Origin of the sequence: Roseateles aquatilis (genome assembly GCF_002205645.1) — a bacterium.
GTDB lineage: Bacteria > Pseudomonadota > Gammaproteobacteria > Burkholderiales > Burkholderiaceae_C > Roseateles > Roseateles aquatilis.
On sequence record NZ_NIOF01000016.1, the window covers coordinates 78134 to 92819 of the forward strand.

Annotated in this window: 15 protein-coding genes; 10 read left to right on the top strand and 5 right to left on the bottom strand. The window is 72.6% G+C overall.

All coding sequences use genetic code 11. From position 1 onward, the window contains the following. The first annotated feature begins 116 nt into the window (after positions 1 to 116). The 4 genes from CDN99_RS24355 (at position 117) to CDN99_RS24370 (ending at position 3378) form a co-directional block, all read left to right on the top strand. Positions 117 to 1181 (top strand): SAM-dependent methyltransferase, encoded by a 1065-nt coding sequence (locus CDN99_RS24355; protein ID WP_088387688.1) that lies wholly within the window; start codon positions 117 to 119, stop codon positions 1179 to 1181. A 41-nt stretch (positions 1182 to 1222) separates the two neighbouring features. After that, a complete protein-coding gene (locus CDN99_RS24360; protein ID WP_088387690.1) occupies positions 1223 to 2014 on the top strand; it encodes a DUF1295 domain-containing protein in 792 nt (263 codons plus the stop codon). A 107-nt stretch (positions 2015 to 2121) separates the two neighbouring features. After that, positions 2122 to 2802: a DUF6134 family protein gene (locus CDN99_RS24365; protein WP_088387692.1), complete on the top strand. Its 681-nt coding sequence runs from the start codon at positions 2122 to 2124 to the stop codon at positions 2800 to 2802. Between the two features lie 33 nt (positions 2803 to 2835). Further along, on the top strand, positions 2836 to 3378 hold the full coding sequence (locus CDN99_RS24370) for a DUF2177 family protein (protein ID WP_088387694.1): 543 nt from the start codon (positions 2836 to 2838) through the stop codon (positions 3376 to 3378). On the opposite strand, the gene CDN99_RS24375 is transcribed toward CDN99_RS24370, so the two are convergent. Continuing rightward, positions 3341 to 4027: a ChrR family anti-sigma-E factor gene (locus CDN99_RS24375; RefSeq protein WP_238139690.1), complete on the bottom strand. Its 687-nt coding sequence runs from the start codon at positions 4025 to 4027 to the stop codon at positions 3341 to 3343. The genes CDN99_RS24370 and CDN99_RS24375 overlap by 38 nt on opposite strands. A gap of 95 nt (positions 4028 to 4122) precedes the next feature. After that, positions 4123 to 4800 carry a sigma-70 family RNA polymerase sigma factor gene (locus CDN99_RS24380; protein WP_088387696.1) on the bottom strand — a complete coding sequence of 226 codons (678 nt, stop codon included), beginning with the start codon at positions 4798 to 4800 and terminating at the stop codon, positions 4123 to 4125. Positions 4801 to 5022: 222 nt separating this feature from the next. Between CDN99_RS24380 and CDN99_RS24385 the strand changes: the two genes are divergently transcribed. From CDN99_RS24385 to CDN99_RS24395, 3 genes are read left to right on the top strand one after another with little or no spacing between them, the layout of a single operon-like run. After that, positions 5023 to 6366 (top strand): NAD(P)/FAD-dependent oxidoreductase, encoded by a 1344-nt coding sequence (locus CDN99_RS24385; protein WP_088387698.1) that lies wholly within the window; start codon positions 5023 to 5025, stop codon positions 6364 to 6366. After that, positions 6363 to 7256: a DUF1365 domain-containing protein gene (locus CDN99_RS24390; RefSeq protein WP_238139691.1), complete on the top strand. Its 894-nt coding sequence runs from the start codon at positions 6363 to 6365 to the stop codon at positions 7254 to 7256. Before CDN99_RS24385 ends, CDN99_RS24390 begins: the two co-directional genes overlap by 4 nt. Then, positions 7241 to 8629, top strand: coding sequence for an SAM-dependent methyltransferase (locus tag CDN99_RS24395; RefSeq protein WP_238139692.1), 1389 nt, complete (start codon positions 7241 to 7243; stop codon positions 8627 to 8629). Before CDN99_RS24390 ends, CDN99_RS24395 begins: the two co-directional genes overlap by 16 nt. Before the next feature lie 162 nt (positions 8630 to 8791). Here CDN99_RS24395 and CDN99_RS24400 read toward each other — a convergent pair whose 3' ends face one another. Beyond that, a complete protein-coding gene (locus CDN99_RS24400) occupies positions 8792 to 9121 on the bottom strand; it encodes a hypothetical protein (RefSeq protein ID WP_088387700.1) in 330 nt (109 codons plus the stop codon). A gap of 420 nt (positions 9122 to 9541) precedes the next feature. On the opposite strand from CDN99_RS24400, the gene CDN99_RS24405 reads away from it, so the two are divergent. The 3 genes from CDN99_RS24405 (at position 9542) to CDN99_RS24415 (ending at position 12369) form a co-directional block, all read left to right on the top strand. After that, on the top strand, positions 9542 to 10630 hold the full coding sequence (locus tag CDN99_RS24405) for a LacI family DNA-binding transcriptional regulator (protein WP_158218952.1): 1089 nt from the start codon (positions 9542 to 9544) through the stop codon (positions 10628 to 10630). A 263-nt stretch (positions 10631 to 10893) separates the two neighbouring features. Next, complete coding sequence (locus CDN99_RS24410; protein WP_088387796.1) at positions 10894 to 11322, top strand: organic hydroperoxide resistance protein; 429 nt, start codon at positions 10894 to 10896, stop codon at positions 11320 to 11322. A 135-nt stretch (positions 11323 to 11457) separates the two neighbouring features. Beyond that, positions 11458 to 12369 carry an MBL fold metallo-hydrolase gene (locus CDN99_RS24415; protein WP_088387704.1) on the top strand — a complete coding sequence of 304 codons (912 nt, stop codon included), beginning with the start codon at positions 11458 to 11460 and terminating at the stop codon, positions 12367 to 12369. 115 nt (positions 12370 to 12484) lie between these two features. Here the strand turns inward: CDN99_RS24415 and CDN99_RS24420 are convergent, their stop codons facing one another. Together CDN99_RS24420 and CDN99_RS24425 are read right to left on the bottom strand one after the other, a co-directional pair. After that, a complete protein-coding gene (locus tag CDN99_RS24420) occupies positions 12485 to 13804 on the bottom strand; it encodes a heavy metal sensor histidine kinase (protein ID WP_088387706.1) in 1320 nt (439 codons plus the stop codon). Beyond that, a complete protein-coding gene (locus CDN99_RS24425; RefSeq protein ID WP_088387708.1) occupies positions 13801 to 14532 on the bottom strand; it encodes a heavy metal response regulator transcription factor in 732 nt (243 codons plus the stop codon). The genes CDN99_RS24420 and CDN99_RS24425 overlap by 4 nt, the downstream gene beginning before the upstream one ends. Between the last annotated feature and the right edge of the window lie 154 nt (positions 14533 to 14686).

The following is a 14686-nucleotide window of genomic DNA, read 5'->3' on the forward strand; positions in this document are numbered from 1 at the left end:
TGGGCCGACGGGCTGACGGGCTGACCGATCGGACCGATCGGACCGGCGGCCGGAGTGATCCACGGCGGCGGATCCTGCGTACAGGTCCCGGTCAAGGCCAACCGCGCAGGACGCCCATGTCACGAGACGAGAGTTCCACCACCATCCGCTGGGTCGAGCGCGGCCTGGTGCCCGACGGCGCCGTGCGCCTCGGCATCCGTCACCTGCTGCGGCAGCGGCTGCACGAGCTGCGCCACGGCGACATCGAGTCGGGCGCCGCGCTGACGCAGCGATTCCTGGCCGGACTGCGCGACGCGCCGCTGGCGTTGCTGCCGGACAAGGCCAACGAGCAGCATTACGAGCTGCCGCCCGAGCTCTTCGGCGCGATGCTGGGTCCGCAGCGCAAGTACAGCTGCTGCTGGTGGCCCGATGGCGTCGACACGCTGGAGGCGGCCGAGGAAGCCGCGCTGGCCGAGACCGCCGCCCGTGCCGGCCTGGAGGACGGTCAGGACGTGCTGGAGCTCGGCTGCGGCTGGGGTTCGCTGAGCCTGTGGATGGCGGCGCGTCATCCGCGGTCGCGCATCCTGGCCGTGTCCAACTCCGCGCCGCAGCGATGCTTCATCGAGGGCGAGGCCGCCGCCCGCGGGCTGCGCAACCTGGAGGTCGTGACCTGCGACTTCAACGCCTTCCAGACCGATCGGCGCTTCGATCGCGTCGTCTCGGTCGAGATGTTCGAGCACCTGCGCAACTGGCCGCGCGCCTTCGCGCAAGTGGCCGGCTGGCTGCGCCCCGGCGGCCGTTTCTTCCTGCATGTCTTCGCGCACCGGGAGGCGCCCTACGCCTTCGAGGCCCGCGACGCCAGCGACTGGATGAGCCGCCATTTCTTCTCCGGCGGGATGATGCCCAGCGACGACCTGGCGCTGCTGTGCCAGGACGAGCTCGCGCTGGAGCAGCGCTGGCGCTGGGACGGCCGCCACTACCAGCGCACCGCCGCGGCGTGGCTGCAGCGGCTGGACGCGCGGCGGCAGGCGCTGATGCCGATGTTCGTGTCGGTCTACGGCGCGCGGGACGCATCGATGTGGTGGCAGCGCTGGCGGCTGTTCCTGCTGTCGGTCGAGGAGCTGTTCGGCTACGACCGTGGGCAGCAATGGTGGGTCAGCCACTACCTTTTCTCGCCGCGCGGCGATCAGCCGGGCCAGTAGGCCCGGAAGCCAATCCGCCAGGAAACGAAGGATCGACGGCCATGCCCCCTCTCGCGACCACCGCCGGCCTCGGCCTGCTGATCGCCGTGGCGATCGCGCTGCCCACCTGGGCGGCCAGCGTGCCGCTGCGCGACGCCAGCCTGGCGGATCGTGTCTGGTCCGCCTTCATCGCCGTGCCGGCCTGCTTCTATGCCTGGCGTCTGGGCGCGGATCCCCGGCTGGTCGTCATGACGGCGTTGATCGGGGCCTGGGCGCTGAGGCTCGGCGTCTACGTCACCGCGCGCAACTGGGGCCACGGCGAGGACCGGCGCTACCGCGCGATCCGCGACCGCAGCCAGCCGGGTTTCGCGCTGAAGAGCCTGTGGCTGGTCTTCCTGTTGCAGGCGGTGCTGGCCTGGATCGTCAGCCTGCCGGTGCTGGCCGCATCGGGCGGCGGCGCGTGGACGGGTTGGGACACCCTCGGCGCGTCGATCGCCGCGGGTGGGCTCGCCGTCGAGACCCTGGCCGACGCGCAATTGGCGCGCTTCCGCCGCTCGCCGTCCAGCGGCGACCGCGTGATGGATCGCGGCCTGTGGCGCTATTCCCGCCACCCCAACTACTTCGGCGAAACCTGCCTGTGGTGGGGCATCGCCGTGATGGGCCTGGCGGGCGGCGGCTGGGCGCGGGCCTGGTGCCTGGCATCGCCGGTGCTGATGACGATCCTGCTGCTGCGCGTGTCCGGCGTCACGCTGCTGGAAAAGGACATCGGCGGGCGCCGGCCGGCCTACCGCGACTACATCGCCCGCACCAGCGCCTTCATCCCGTGGCCGCCGAAGCGGGACACGCCCCGATGACATGCCCGCCCGCTCGCCCATCCGTGGCGCCGCGCGCCAAGCCGGCCGCGCCCGCCTCGCGGCCCGCCCGTCCATCGGGGCGGCGGTGGGCACCGCCGACGGCGGCGATGCTGGCCGCGGTCGTCTGCACCGCCTCCCACGCGCAGGAATGGAACTTCGAGGCGCGCCTCGACGGCCGTCCCATCGGCACGCATCGATTCGTCGTCAGCGGCCCGGCCTCGGCCCGCGAGGTGGACAGCCGCGCCCGCTTCGACGTCACCCTGCTCGGCATCCCCGTCTACCGCTATCGCCACGAGGCGCGCGAGCGCTGGCAGGGCGACTGCCTGCGCGAGCTGCACGCCCGCACCGACGACGACGGCAAGCCGGTCCAGGTGGACCAGCGGCTGCCGGTCGGTGGCGGTGGCGCCAGTGAGGCGCCAGGCGGCGCATCAGGCGCATCAGGCGCATCAGGCGCATCAAGCTCGTCGGGCTCGTCGAGTCCTTCCGGCGCTACCGCGCCCTGCGTGATGAGCTTCGCCTACTGGCACCCGAGGCTGCATGAGCAGACCCGTCTGCTCAACCCGCAGACCGGCCAGGTCGAGGACGTGCGCTTCGAGCGCCTGCCCGACGCCTCGGTGCCGGTGAACGGCCGCGAGCGCGCCGCCATCCGTTGGCGCCTGTCGACGGCCAAGCAGGACCTCACCGTCTGGTACGACCGCGCCGACGGCTCGTGGATTGCCCTCGACGCCCTTGTGAAGGGCGATCGGCAACTCACCTATCGCCTGCCCGCCGCACCCGCCACGCCGTGACCGGGGCCGGCACGCCCCCCCTCAGGAGCACCCATGCGCCCGCTTTCCGACCCTGCCCACACGTCCGGCCCCACAGACCCGGCGCCTCCTGCATCCGGCCAGATCGCCGGCCATGCCACCGTCGCCCCTGCCGACGTGGCCTCGCGCGCGCGACAGGGCGTGGTCGCCTACGCGCTGACGGCGCTGGTCTTCCTGGCGATGGACGCCGTCTGGCTGACGTCGACCAACGAGCGGCTCTACCGCCCGGCGATCGGTCACCTGATGTCGCCAACCGTGGACTGGACCGCGGCGGGACTGTTCTACGCGCTGTACTTCGCCGGCCTGGTGTACTTCGCGGTGAGCCCGGCGCTGGCCGCGCGGCGGCCGGTGCTCGCGCTGGCGCGCGGTGCCTTCATCGGCCTGCTGGCCTACGGTGCCTACGACTTCACCAACCAGGCCACGCTGCGCGACTGGCCCTGGCCTCTGACGATCATCGACCTGGCCTGGGGCGCCGTCGTCAGCGGCGTGTCCAGCGGTGTCGCCGCCGCCCTCGCCCTGGCTACATCCCGACCGCCGCGCCGAACCAGCGGGCGATGAGCCCGTCGAAGTGCAGCCGTCCCTCGACGGCGGCCAGGCAGATGCACTCGCTGCCGTCCTGCACCACCGGCTGGTGATGCACCTCGCCGTCGGCGAGATCGAAGTCCCCCGGCCCGAACAGCGCGCGCCCGTCATGGAAGCGGCCATAGAGCACCTGCGTCAGCTCGGTGCCGCGGTGGGTGTGCTGCGGCAGGTACTTGCCGGCGCCGATGCGCAGCAGGAAGACGTTGGCCTCGGGCGCGCCCGGCACGCTGACGCGGCTCCAGCGCATGCCGGGGCCGATCCAGCGCCAGCGCGTCGCGGCGCAGTCGGCCAGCGCGCGCGGCCAGACGGCACCGTCCGGCAAGGGGGGCGGCGCGGGCACCTTGCGCGGCGCGGCCGGCGACGGGGTCGCGGCCGAGCGGTCGTTCTCCAGCGCATCGACGCGGTCCAGGGCACGCGCCAGCGCGTCGTCGCGCATCGGCGCCGGCGCCTGCTCTTCCAGCACGACACCGCCCAGCGCGCGCAGCGCGGCGACCTGCTCGCGGCAGGCGGGGCACAGCTCGAGATGGGTCTCCAGCACCAGGCGCAGGCCGGTCGGCAGCGAGCCCGCGACGAGCGACAGCCATTGCTCGTCGGCGGGGTGATGGCGGATGTCCAGGGGCAACATGATCGGTCGGGGCGTGCGGTCGGCTCGTGGTCGAAGGAATGAGGGCAAGGCGGTGTCGATGTCGGTCTGTGTCGGTGCCGGACGTCGGCCGGCGGTCAAGGATCCAGCAGACGGCGCAGATGCGCCATCGCGAGCCGGATCCGCGACTTGACCGTGCCCAGCGGCAGGTCGAGCTCGGCGGCGATGCGCGCATGCGGCTCGTCGTCGTAGAAGGACAGCCGCAGCACCTGCGCCTGCTCCGGCGGCAGGCGGCGCAGCGCCTCGCGCACCCGCTGGGCCAGCCGGGTCGCGTCGATCCGCTGCGCCGCGTCGGGTTGGTCGGCCGCCAGGTCGTCGAATTCGAAGCACTCGTCGCCGGCGCCGTCCAGCCGATGGCGGCGCGCCGCGTCGACACGCAGGTGCCGGGCGATGGTGAAGATCCAGGTCGACACGGCCGCCTGCGCCGGATCGAACAGCGCCGCCTTGCGCCACACCGTCACCAGCGCTTCCTGCGCCAGCTCCTCGGCCAGGGCATCGCTGCTGCCGGTGCGCATCAGGTAGCTCTTCACCCGCGGCGCGAAATGCGAGAACAGACGCCCGAATGCCTCGCGGTCGCTCCGCTCCGCCACCAGGCACAGCGCCGCCGACCAATCCTCGGGGGGCGGCGCGGCGCTGCGGTCGGGGTCGAAGGGAACGATCGTCAAGTGGCGTTTTCCGAGGCTGGCGGGCGGCGTGGCACCGCCCGGACCGTTGGCCGGGGCGGTCGCCGGATCGTCGCGTCGCGGAGTGCCCATGTCGCTTCTACGCGCTGGACGGCGATCCGGATCATCGCTCAGCCCGCGCCAGGGGCGATAGGCGCCCGGCGATCCGGCGGCCGCTCCGCCGCCGATGAATCCAAATGGCACGAGCCTGCGTAGAAAGCGCCAAGAGCCTCACAAGAACCCAAAACCCCGAGGAGCGCCCCGATGCCCGAGTCCGCCGCCCGCGATCCCCAGCCAGAGCCCCCCACGCCCGCCATGCCGACGGCCTCGGACCAGCCGCGCCTGCGCATCGCCGTCGTCGGCGCCGGCATCTCGGGCCTGTCCTGCGCCTGGCTGCTGTCCGGTCGGCATCATGTGGAAGTCTTCGAGGCCGACGCGCGCGTCGGCGGCCACAGCCACACCGTCGACGCCCCGTGCGGCGCGACCGACGTGCCGGTGGACACCGGCTTCATCGTCTACAACGAGCCGGCCTACCCCAACCTGACAGCCCTGTTCCGCCACCTGGACGTGCCGACGCGGGCCTCGGACATGTCCTTCGCCGTCAGCCTGAACCGCGGCAGCCTGGAGTACGCCGGCACCGACCTGAACGGCCTTTTCGCGCAGCGCTCCAACCTGCTGCGACCGCGCTTCTGGTCCATGCTCACCGAGCTGCTGCGCTTCTACCGCGAGGCGCCGCGCGACGTGGCGACCTGCGGCGACCTCACGCTGGATGGCTACCTGGACAGCCGCGGCTACGGCCGCGCCTTCCGCGACGATCACCTCTATCCGATGGGCGCCGCGATCTGGTCGTCCACGGCGGCGCGGATCGGGGACTACCCGTTCGCCGCCTTCGTCCGCTTCTGCGAGAACCACGGGCTGCTGCAGGTCAGCGACCGGCCGGTCTGGCGCACCGTCGACGGCGGCAGCCGCGAGTACGTGCGTCGCCTCACCCGCGGCTTCTCGGACCGCCTCCACCGCGACGAGCCGGTCATCGCCCTGAGGCGCGACGCCGCGGGCGTGCAACTGCGCACCCGGCGCGGCGCGTGGACGGAGCGCTTCGATCATGTCGTGCTGGCGACCCATGCGGACGAGGCGCTGCGCCTGCTGCCGTCGCCCAGCGACACCGAAGCGCACCTGCTCGGCACCTTCAGCTACAGCCGCAACCTCGCCGTGCTGCACAGCGACCCGGCGCTGATGCCGCGGCGACGCGCGGTGTGGTGCAGCTGGAACTACCTCGCCGATCGGCAGGCCGACGCGCCGCCGACGGTGACCTACTGGATGAACCGGCTGCAGCCGCACCTGCCGCAAGGCCGCGGCGCGCCGCCGCTGTTCGTGACGCTCAATCCGCCGACGCCGCCGCGCCCCGAGCACCTGATCCGCACCGAGGTCTACGACCATCCCCGCTTCGATGCCGCCGCGATCGCCGCGCAGCGCGAGCTGTGGTCGCTGCAGGGCCGGCAGCGGACCTGGTTCTGCGGCGCCTACTTCGGCGCCGGCTTCCACGAGGACGGCCTGCAGGCGGGTCTTGCGGTGGCGGAAGCCCTGGGCGGCGTGCGCCGCCCCTGGTCGGTCGCCGACGAGTCCGGCCGCATCCACCTGCCCATGGCGGTGGCGACGTGAGCCCGGACCGGCCGCCACCGATCGCGCGCTCGGCGCTCTACGTCGGCCGCGTGATGCATCAGCGTTTGCGGCCGATGCGGCATCGCCTCGCCTACCGCGTGTTCTCGATGTTGCTCGACGTCGACGAGCTGGCGGCGCTGGACCGGCGCTTGCGGTGGTTCTCGGTGGGGCAGTTCAACCTCTTCAGCTTCCGCCCCGGCGACCATGGCGACGGCAGCGCGTCCGACGGCGCCGGCCTGCGGTCGCAACTGGAAGCTCGACTGCGCGAGGCCGGGCTGCCGGGCGGCGGCACGATCCGCTTGCTCGCGATGCCGCGGATCCTCGGCTACGCCTTCAATCCGTTGAGCGTGTGGTTCTGCGACGCGCCGGGCGGCGACGGCCGCCTGCAGGCGATCGTCTACGAGGTCAACAACACCTTCGGCGACCGGCACAGCTATCTGATCCCGGTCGACGAGCCGCGCGAGGATCGCGGCCGCACCCGCCTCGTCGAGCAACGTTGCGACAAGCAGCTGTTCGTCTCGCCGTTCCTCGGCATGGACCTGCATTACCGCTTCCGTATCGAGCCGCCCCAGGATCGCCTGTCCATCGGCATCAGCGTGCATCCCGGCTGCGGCGTCGGCCACGGCGCAGACGGGCGCGGCGACGACGGGTGCGGCGAAGGCCCGGTGCTCCACGCGCGCCTGGAGGCCGCCCGGTCGCCGATCACCGATGCCGCGCTGCTGCGCGTCTTCATCACCCATCCGCTGCTGACGCTGAAGGTCGTCGGCGGCATCCATTGGGAAGCCCTGCGGCTGTGGCTCAAGGGCGCGCGGCTGAACCGCCGCCCGGCCGCCCCGAGCGCGCCGCTCACCGTCGTCCGACCGAGCGATCCGACATGCCCACGACCATGAACTCCACGACCGATCCCCTGTCCTTCGCCGCGACGCTCGCCGGCGACGTGCATTCCGCGCGCCGCGCGCCGGTGCGCCGGCTGCTGTCCCGCATCCGGCACGGGCACCTGTCGCTGACCTTGCCCGACGGCACCCGCGTCGATGCCACCGGCGCGCTGCCCGGCCCCCGGGCGGACCTGCGGCTGCATCGCTGGCGCCCCGCGCTGCGGCTGCTGCTGCAGGGCGACCTGGGCCTGGCGTTCTCCTACCGCGACGGGGACTGGAGCACCTCCGACCTGACCGCGCTGCTGTCCTTCGGCCTGGCCAACGAGTCGGCGCTGGGCGGCGTGGCCGAGGCTCGTGGTCCGGCGCGCTGGCTGGCGAAGTTGCTGCACCGGGCGCGCGCCAACACGCGGCGCGGCAGCCGAGACAATATCTCCTTCCACTACGACCTGGGCAACGCGTTCTACGCGCGTTGGCTGGACGACAGCATGCTCTATTCGAGCGCGTTGTACGCCGGGAGCGACGCGGCGGATGCCGGCTTCCAGGCAGGCACGCAGGCCGGCGCCGACATCCACGCCGGCGCGGGCGCAGCGGCGGCGCCCAGTGACAGAAGCCGCGGCGACACCGATGCCGAATCGCGCGCGCGCTGGCATGCCAACGGCGAGACGCTCGAATCGGCGCAGGCGCGCCGGCTGGACCGCATCCTCGACCTGATGGACATGCGGCCCGGCGCGCGGGTGCTGGAGATCGGCTGCGGCTGGGGCACGCTGGCGGCGACGCTGGCGCGCCGCTTCGAGGCGCAGGTCACCGGCGTGACGCTGTCCACCGAGCAGCTCGCGTTCGCGCGCGAGCGCGCGGCGGCCTGGGGTGTCGCGGATCGGGTCGACCTGCGGCTGCAGGACTACCGCGATCTCGACGATCGCGAGGGTCGCTACGACCGCATCGTGTCGATCGAGATGATCGAGGCCGTCGGCGAGGCCTATTGGCCGACCTACTTCGCGACGCTGCGAGACCGGCTCGCGCCGGGCGGCACCGCGCTGCTGCAGGCGATCACGATCGCCGAGCCCTTCTTCGAGCGCTACCGCGCCTGCCCGGACTTCATCCAGCGCTGCATCTTCCCCGGCGGCATGCTGCCGACGCCGGAGCGGCTGGCCGAGCAGGCCGCGCGCGCGGGGCTGGCGCTGACCGTGTCCGACCGTTTCGGCGGCAGCTATGCGCGCACGCTGGTCGAGTGGCGCCGACGTTTCATCGCCGAATGGCCCGCGATCGAGGCGCTGGGATTCGACCTGCCGTTCAAGCGCCTGTGGGAGTACTACCTCTGCTATTGCGAGGCGGGCTTCCTCAGCGGCCGGGTCGATGTCGGACTCTATCGACTGACCCACGCGGCGTGATCGCCGCGGCGCCAGCCTCGCGGCGCGTCCTCCAGGCGTGGTCCGTGCGCCTGGACCGGCACGGTCCCTGGCCGCGGGCACGGTCCGCCGGCGGCGATCGCTGGTGGACCGACGCGGCCCGTCGCCGCGCCAAGGCCGGCGGCCAGCCGCCGGCCCGAGGGATCACGCCTCGCGGCGCGTCGACTCCAGCGTCGCGATGGCCTGGACGGTGTCGCCGTGGCGCACCTGCCAGCTGACCTTGTCGAGCTGGCGCAGATCGCGGACGCTGTCGGCGTCGCGATGGGCCATCAGCATGCGACGGGCATCGCGGATCAGGTGGATCGCGTTGTCCTGGTGGTCGCAATAGAGCTCGACCTGCACGGCCCGCAACTGCTCGTTGACCATCGCCCGGCGCTCCGTGCGGCGCGCCGACTCGTCGGGATCGGTCGCGGCCTGCGCGGACGCCGCGGCGAACGCGGCAACGATGGCGAAGATCGGGGTGGACTTGCTCATTCACATCTCCTTCGACCCGTCCGGACCCGCACCGGTGGCGCCTGATCGCGTCGCCGTGGGCTGCGGGAACCTCGGTGGTCGATGACGTTCGACGATGCCGTCAAACAACGTGTTGCCCTGGACGTAAGGTGGCACCGCCAAGTTAACCGCAGCTTAAGCAGCGGCCCGCGGCGGTGTCGATGCGCACGACCTGGCGCTGATCGCACGATCAATTACCCGGCGGAAACGTCGCCTGTACCGACGCTTCACATCGGGCCGGCGCGGCCGTCCTCGATCGCCCCACGACGCTGTCCTGCCAGGACGCCGGACCCGCCCCCCGGCGAATACGGGACACTACGCCGCCACGCCTCGCGGCGATTCCCGATCCGCCTCGCCCGGACACCGGCCCCTGCCCACCCCTCGCCCCTCCGTTCCAGCCTCGTGACCGCCCCCGTCAAACCCCGAAGCACCCGCCATGCCGCGACGCTGGCCGACGTCGGCCGCGAGGCCGGCGTGTCGGCGATGGCGGCCTCGGCGGTACTGAACGGCGCCAAGACGTCGTCGCGCATCGCCGACGAGACGCGCGACCGGATCCTGGAAGCGGCGCGGCGCCTGAACTACCGCCCCAACGCGACGGCCCGGGCGCTGGCCGCGGGACGCATGAACACGATCGGCTTCGCCACGACGCTGTCGCGCACAGAGCTGAACCAGTACTTCCTGGAAGTCTTCAACGGCGTGATCGAGGCCGCCGCCGAGCTGGGCCAGAACACGACTGTCTTCGCCCTGGCCGACTGGAGCGACGGCGCGCGCCGCATCCCGGCCTTCTGCGACGGCCGCATCGACGGCCTGATCCTGCTGGCGCCGCAACTCGCCGCGGACGACGCCCACCGGTTGCCCGACCACACGCCCCTGGTCAGCATCCACGGCAATTGCGAGCTGCCCGGCGTCATCAACCTGGAGGCCGAGGAGGAAGCCGGGGCGCACGCGATGGTGGCCCGGCTGCTGGCGCTCGGCCACCGGCACATCCTGCACGTGGCCGGACCGCCGCACGTGCTGGGCGCGCGACGGCGCGTGGACGGCTACCACCGCGCCTACCGCGAGGCCGGCCTGACGCCGCCGGCGGACGGCGTCGTCGCGGGCGACTTCAGCGCGGAGTCCGGTCGGCGGCTGCTGAGCCGGTGGCTGGAGACGCATCGCGGCCAGGAGATGCCGCAGGCGATCTTCGCCGGCAACGACGCGATCGCGATGGGCTGCCTGGACGTGCTGACGGCGCGCGGCATCGGCGTGCCGCAGCAGGTCTCGGTGGTGGGCTTCGACGACACGGTGCTGGCGCGCTCCGCGCGGCTGACCACGGTGCGTCAGCCGCTGCGGGAACTGGGCCAGCGCGCCGCGCGGCTGCTGGTGGCGTGCGTCGACGCCAAGCTCGGCGAGGGCCCGGCGCCGAATGTCACGACGCTGGTGCTGCCGACGGAACTGGTGGACGGCGCCACGCTGTCTCCACCCCGCGCGGCGTCGCTGCGGATCGAGTGACCGATCCGCGGCGAACCCGCAGCCGGCAACTGACTGCCGAGCCCCGTCGCCATCGACCATCGGCCAGCGCATTTGTATGGCAGTGTGTCTGGCGCCCACGTCGACACGCGCGGCGGCGAATCGACCGTCGAGCTCACACATCGGCGATACATCGTCGCCATGAAATGCGGCCCACGCAGCCCCACGCTGCTTCACCGGAGCCCACCATGACCTCGTCCGCCGCCATGATTTCGTCCTCCGCCACGACCTCGGCCTCGACCGCCATGCCGAGCCCCCCCTTGGCCCTGCCGCGGATCCTGTACACCGCCCGGACCCGCACCACCGGCGGACGCGACGGCCGCGGCCAGTCCGATGACGGCCGGCTGGACGTCCCGCTGAGCCCGCCCGGGTCGCCGCGCGCCGGCACCAACCCCGAGCAGCTGTTCGCGGTCGGCTGGTCCGCCTGCTTCATCGGCGCGATGGGCCTGGCGGCGCAAGCGCTGGGCGTGACGCTGCCGGCGGACGCCGCCGTCGACGCGCAAGTCGAGCTCGGCAAGGACGGCGACGCCTACTTCCTCGGCGCGCGGCTGAAGGTCAGCCTGCCCGGCCTGCCGCGCCACACGGCCTACACGCTGATCAAGCGCGCGCACGAGACCTGCCCCTACTCGAAGGCCACGCGCGGCAACATCGATGTGGGGCTCGAACTGGTCTGACGTGGGGGCGCGCTGGCTGCCGGCAGGGGGCTGCATGGCGCGCCCGCGCCGACGCGGCCTTGATCCGGGACGCCCTCCTTCCCCGGATTCCCTCGATATAGTGCCCGGCACCGACAGCTTCCCCGGGCCGATGCCATGAGCGCCCCCGTTTCTCCCCTCGCCGTCCGGGCGTTCTTCGACGACCGGACCGGCACCGTCACCTACGTGCTGGCCGATCCCACGACGCGCCAGGCCGCGATCGTCGATCCGGTGCTGAACTTCGACTTCAAGTCGGGCCGGACCTCGACCGCGCAGGCCGACCGCGTGCTGGCCCACCTGGCCGAGGCCGGCCTGACCGTGCAGTGGATCCTGGAGACGCACGCCCACGCGGACCACCTGTCCGCCGCGCGATACCTGCAGGAGCGCGTCGGCGGCCGCATCGCCATCGGCGAGCACATCCGCGAGGTACAGGCGGTCTTCCGCAAGCTCTACAACCTGGAGCGCGAGTTCCTGCCCGACGGCCGCCAGTTCGATCACCTGTTCCGCGACGACGAGGTCTTCCACATCGGTGCCATCGAGGCGCGCGCGCTGCTCGTGCCCGGCCACACGCCCGCGTGCCTGGCCTACCTGATCGGGGACGCGGTCTTCGTCGGCGACACGATGTTCATGCCCGACGTCGGCACGGCCCGCGCCGATTTCCCCGGTGGCGACGCGGCGACGCTGTATCGCTCCATCCACCGCCTGCTGGCGCTGCCGCCCGCGACGCGGCTCTTCGTCTGCCACGACTACCCGCCCGACGGCCGCGCCCCGGCCTGGGAGACGAGCGTCGCCGCCCAGCGCCAGCGCAACATCCACGTCCACGACGGCGTCACCGAGGCCCAGTTCGTCGCCCTGCGCGACGGCCGCGACGCGAAGCTCGACATGCCGACGCTGATCCTGCCGTCGATCCAGGTCAACATCCGCGCGGGCCGCCTGCCGCCGCCGGAGGACGACGGGGTCAGCTACCTGAAGATTCCGCTGAACGTGCTCGGCGGGCGAGGCGGCGGTGGCGATTCCAGCGACAGCTGACAGCGACAACTGACGGCGACAAGAACGTCGACCGCGAGAACCCCGGCGACCAGGGCGTCGCCGGCAGCCACGCCGCTGGGCGGCGGCAAGGGTGACGCCGCCAGCGAGGCCGGCTTCAACGGTCGCTGACGGTCAGCCCGATGCGCGTCACGCCGCCGGCCGATTCGGCCGAGGCCACGCCGCCATGCATGCGCGCCACGGCGGCGACGATGGACAGCCCCAGGCCGTGGTTGCGCTCGGCCGCCGAGCGCGCCGGATCGACCCGGTAGAAGCGGTCGAACAGCCGCGGCAGATGCTCGGCGGGAATCGTCGCCCCCTCGTTGCGCACCGACAAGCGCACCTGCCCGTCGCCCAGCTCCTCGATGTGGATCAGCACGGTCGATGCCGGCCGCGCATACCGCGTCGCGTTGCCGAGCAGATTGGACAGCGCGCGCCGCACCAGCCCCGCGTCGACGGCGGCGAACGCGTCGCCGCGGACCTCGGCGCGCAGGCCGGCCTCCTGCAAGGCGGCCTCGTGGAAGTCGATCACGTCCTCCGCCAGCGTCGCCAACGGCACCGGCCCTGCCCGGCGCGCCGCGTGGCCGCGCTCGGCGTTGGACAGGAACAGCATGTCCGCCACAATGCCGGCCATGCGCCGCAGATCCTCCAGGTTGGAGGCCAGCACCTCGCGCAATTCCTCGACCGGGCGGGATCGGCGCAGCGCGATTTCGCAACTGCCGATCAGCGTGGACAGCGGGGTGTTGAGCTCATGCGCGACATCGGCGTTGAACGCTTCCATCTGGCCGTAGGAGACCGCCAGCCGGTCCAGCAGCGCGTTGAACTGGCCGATCAGCGGCTGCAGCTCGTGGGCCTGCGCCTGGCCGTCCAGGCGCCGATCGAGCCGCAGCGCGTTCACGCGCGCCGTCTGGTCGACCAGGTCCCGTAGCGGCGCCAGTCCGATCCGCACCAGCACCCAGGCGCCGGCGGAGACCGCCAGCGCGCCGCCGACGGCCGTCAGCAGCAGCGTCCAGGCCAGCCGGCGCAGCAGCGCCTGATCGCTGCCGCGATCGAAGGCGAGCACCGCCGAGCCCGCCGACCCCAGCGCATCGGGCAAGCGCAGATCGAAGTCGACGCGCCTGGCGCGCGCCGACGGCGGCAGCGGCCGCGTCGTCTGATAGACGATGCGCCCTTGCTGCGTGGAGACGATCAGCGACAGATCGTCGTGCCCGGCCAGGAAGTCGTTGAGCAGGTGCTGCACGTCGGCCTCTTCGTGCGCGCCGCGGGCCTCGGTCAGCAGGCCCTGAACGGCCATGCGCTTCTGCGCCAGGATCTCGTCCTGCCGCTGCGACAGGGTCAGCGCGATCACCAGGTAGACGACGGTGCAGACCAGCCCCAGGCCCAGCATCGTCTGCAGCGCGAGCCACCGCGACAGGCGCCCGCGCAGGCTCGCGCTCATCGGTCGGGTGCTCCGCCGGCGCCGCCCTCGTCCGCGTGCGCAGCCGGCCCATCGCGGGCCTCCAGCACATAGCCCATGCCGCGCACCGTGTGCAGCAGCGGCCGATCGAACGGCGCGTCGAGCTTGCCGCGCAGCCGCCGCACGGCGACTTCGACGACGTTGGTCTCGCTGTCGAAGTTCATGTCCCAGACCTGCGCGGCGATCTCCGTGCGGGACAGCACCTCGCCCTGGCGTCGCACCAGCAGGCTGAGCAGGCTGAACTCCTTGGCGGTCAGCTCCAGCCGCTGCCCGGCGCGCAAGGCCTTGCGGCGCAGCAGGTCCAGCTCCAGGTCCGCGACCTGGAACCGCGTCGCCTCGGCCACGGTGCGCGCGCCGTGACGGCGCTGCAGCACCTGCATGCGCGCCACCAGCTCGGAAAACGCGAACGGCTTGACCATGTAGTCGTCGGCGCCGCCCTGCAGGCCGCGCACGCGGTCCTCCACCTGGCCGCGCGCGGTCAGCATGATGACGGGCACCGCGCTCGATTGCCGCAGCGCGGCCAGCACCGCGAAGCCGTCGATGCCGGGCAGCATCGCGTCGAGCACGACCAGGTCGTACTCGCCCGTCGACGCCAGGTGCAGGCCGTCGACGCCGTCATGCGCCAGGTCCACCACATGGCCTTCCTCGCCCAGCCCCTTGCGCAGATAGGCCGCGAGCTTGAGCTCGTCTTCCACGACCAGCACTCTCATGTCGTTCGGCGCCCTCCAGCGCGTCGGCGCCGCTTCGCCATGCCCACCGGGCATGGACGCGTGCGGCGCCCTTGTCGATTCGTATCGGGATCATGCCCGCGGCGCGCGCCTTCCGGCGGCGCCGACCCGCGGATTTTAGGAAGCTCCGCGCCGC

Bases quoted from the DNA above. Each gene is read 5' to 3' on its own strand.
- CDN99_RS24420 (WP_088387706.1), bottom strand. From the start codon at position 13,804: ATGAGCGCGAGCCTGCGCGGGCGCCTGTCGCGGTGGCTCGCGCTGCAG.
- CDN99_RS24400 (WP_088387700.1), bottom strand. From the start codon at position 9,121: ATGAGCAAGTCCACCCCGATCTTCGCCATCGTTGCCGCGTTCGCCGCG.
- CDN99_RS24415 (WP_088387704.1), top strand. From the start codon at position 11,458: ATGAGCGCCCCCGTTTCTCCCCTCGCCGTCCGGGCGTTCTTCGACGAC.
- CDN99_RS24385 (WP_088387698.1), top strand. From the start codon at position 5,023: ATGCCGACGGCCTCGGACCAGCCGCGCCTGCGCATCGCCGTCGTCGGC.
- CDN99_RS24370 (WP_088387694.1), top strand. From the start codon at position 2,836: ATGCGCCCGCTTTCCGACCCTGCCCACACGTCCGGCCCCACAGACCCG.
- CDN99_RS24410 (WP_088387796.1), top strand. From the start codon at position 10,894: ATGCCGAGCCCCCCCTTGGCCCTGCCGCGGATCCTGTACACCGCCCGG.
- CDN99_RS24355 (WP_088387688.1), top strand. From the start codon at position 117: ATGTCACGAGACGAGAGTTCCACCACCATCCGCTGGGTCGAGCGCGGC.
- CDN99_RS24380 (WP_088387696.1), bottom strand. From the start codon at position 4,800: ATGGGCACTCCGCGACGCGACGATCCGGCGACCGCCCCGGCCAACGGT.
- CDN99_RS24375 (WP_238139690.1), bottom strand. From the start codon at position 4,027: ATGTTGCCCCTGGACATCCGCCATCACCCCGCCGACGAGCAATGGCTG.
- CDN99_RS24365 (WP_088387692.1), top strand. From the start codon at position 2,122: ATGCTGGCCGCGGTCGTCTGCACCGCCTCCCACGCGCAGGAATGGAAC.
- CDN99_RS24395 (WP_238139692.1), top strand. From the start codon at position 7,241: ATGCCCACGACCATGAACTCCACGACCGATCCCCTGTCCTTCGCCGCG.
- CDN99_RS24360 (WP_088387690.1), top strand. From the start codon at position 1,223: ATGCCCCCTCTCGCGACCACCGCCGGCCTCGGCCTGCTGATCGCCGTG.
- CDN99_RS24425 (WP_088387708.1), bottom strand. From the start codon at position 14,532: ATGAGAGTGCTGGTCGTGGAAGACGAGCTCAAGCTCGCGGCCTATCTG.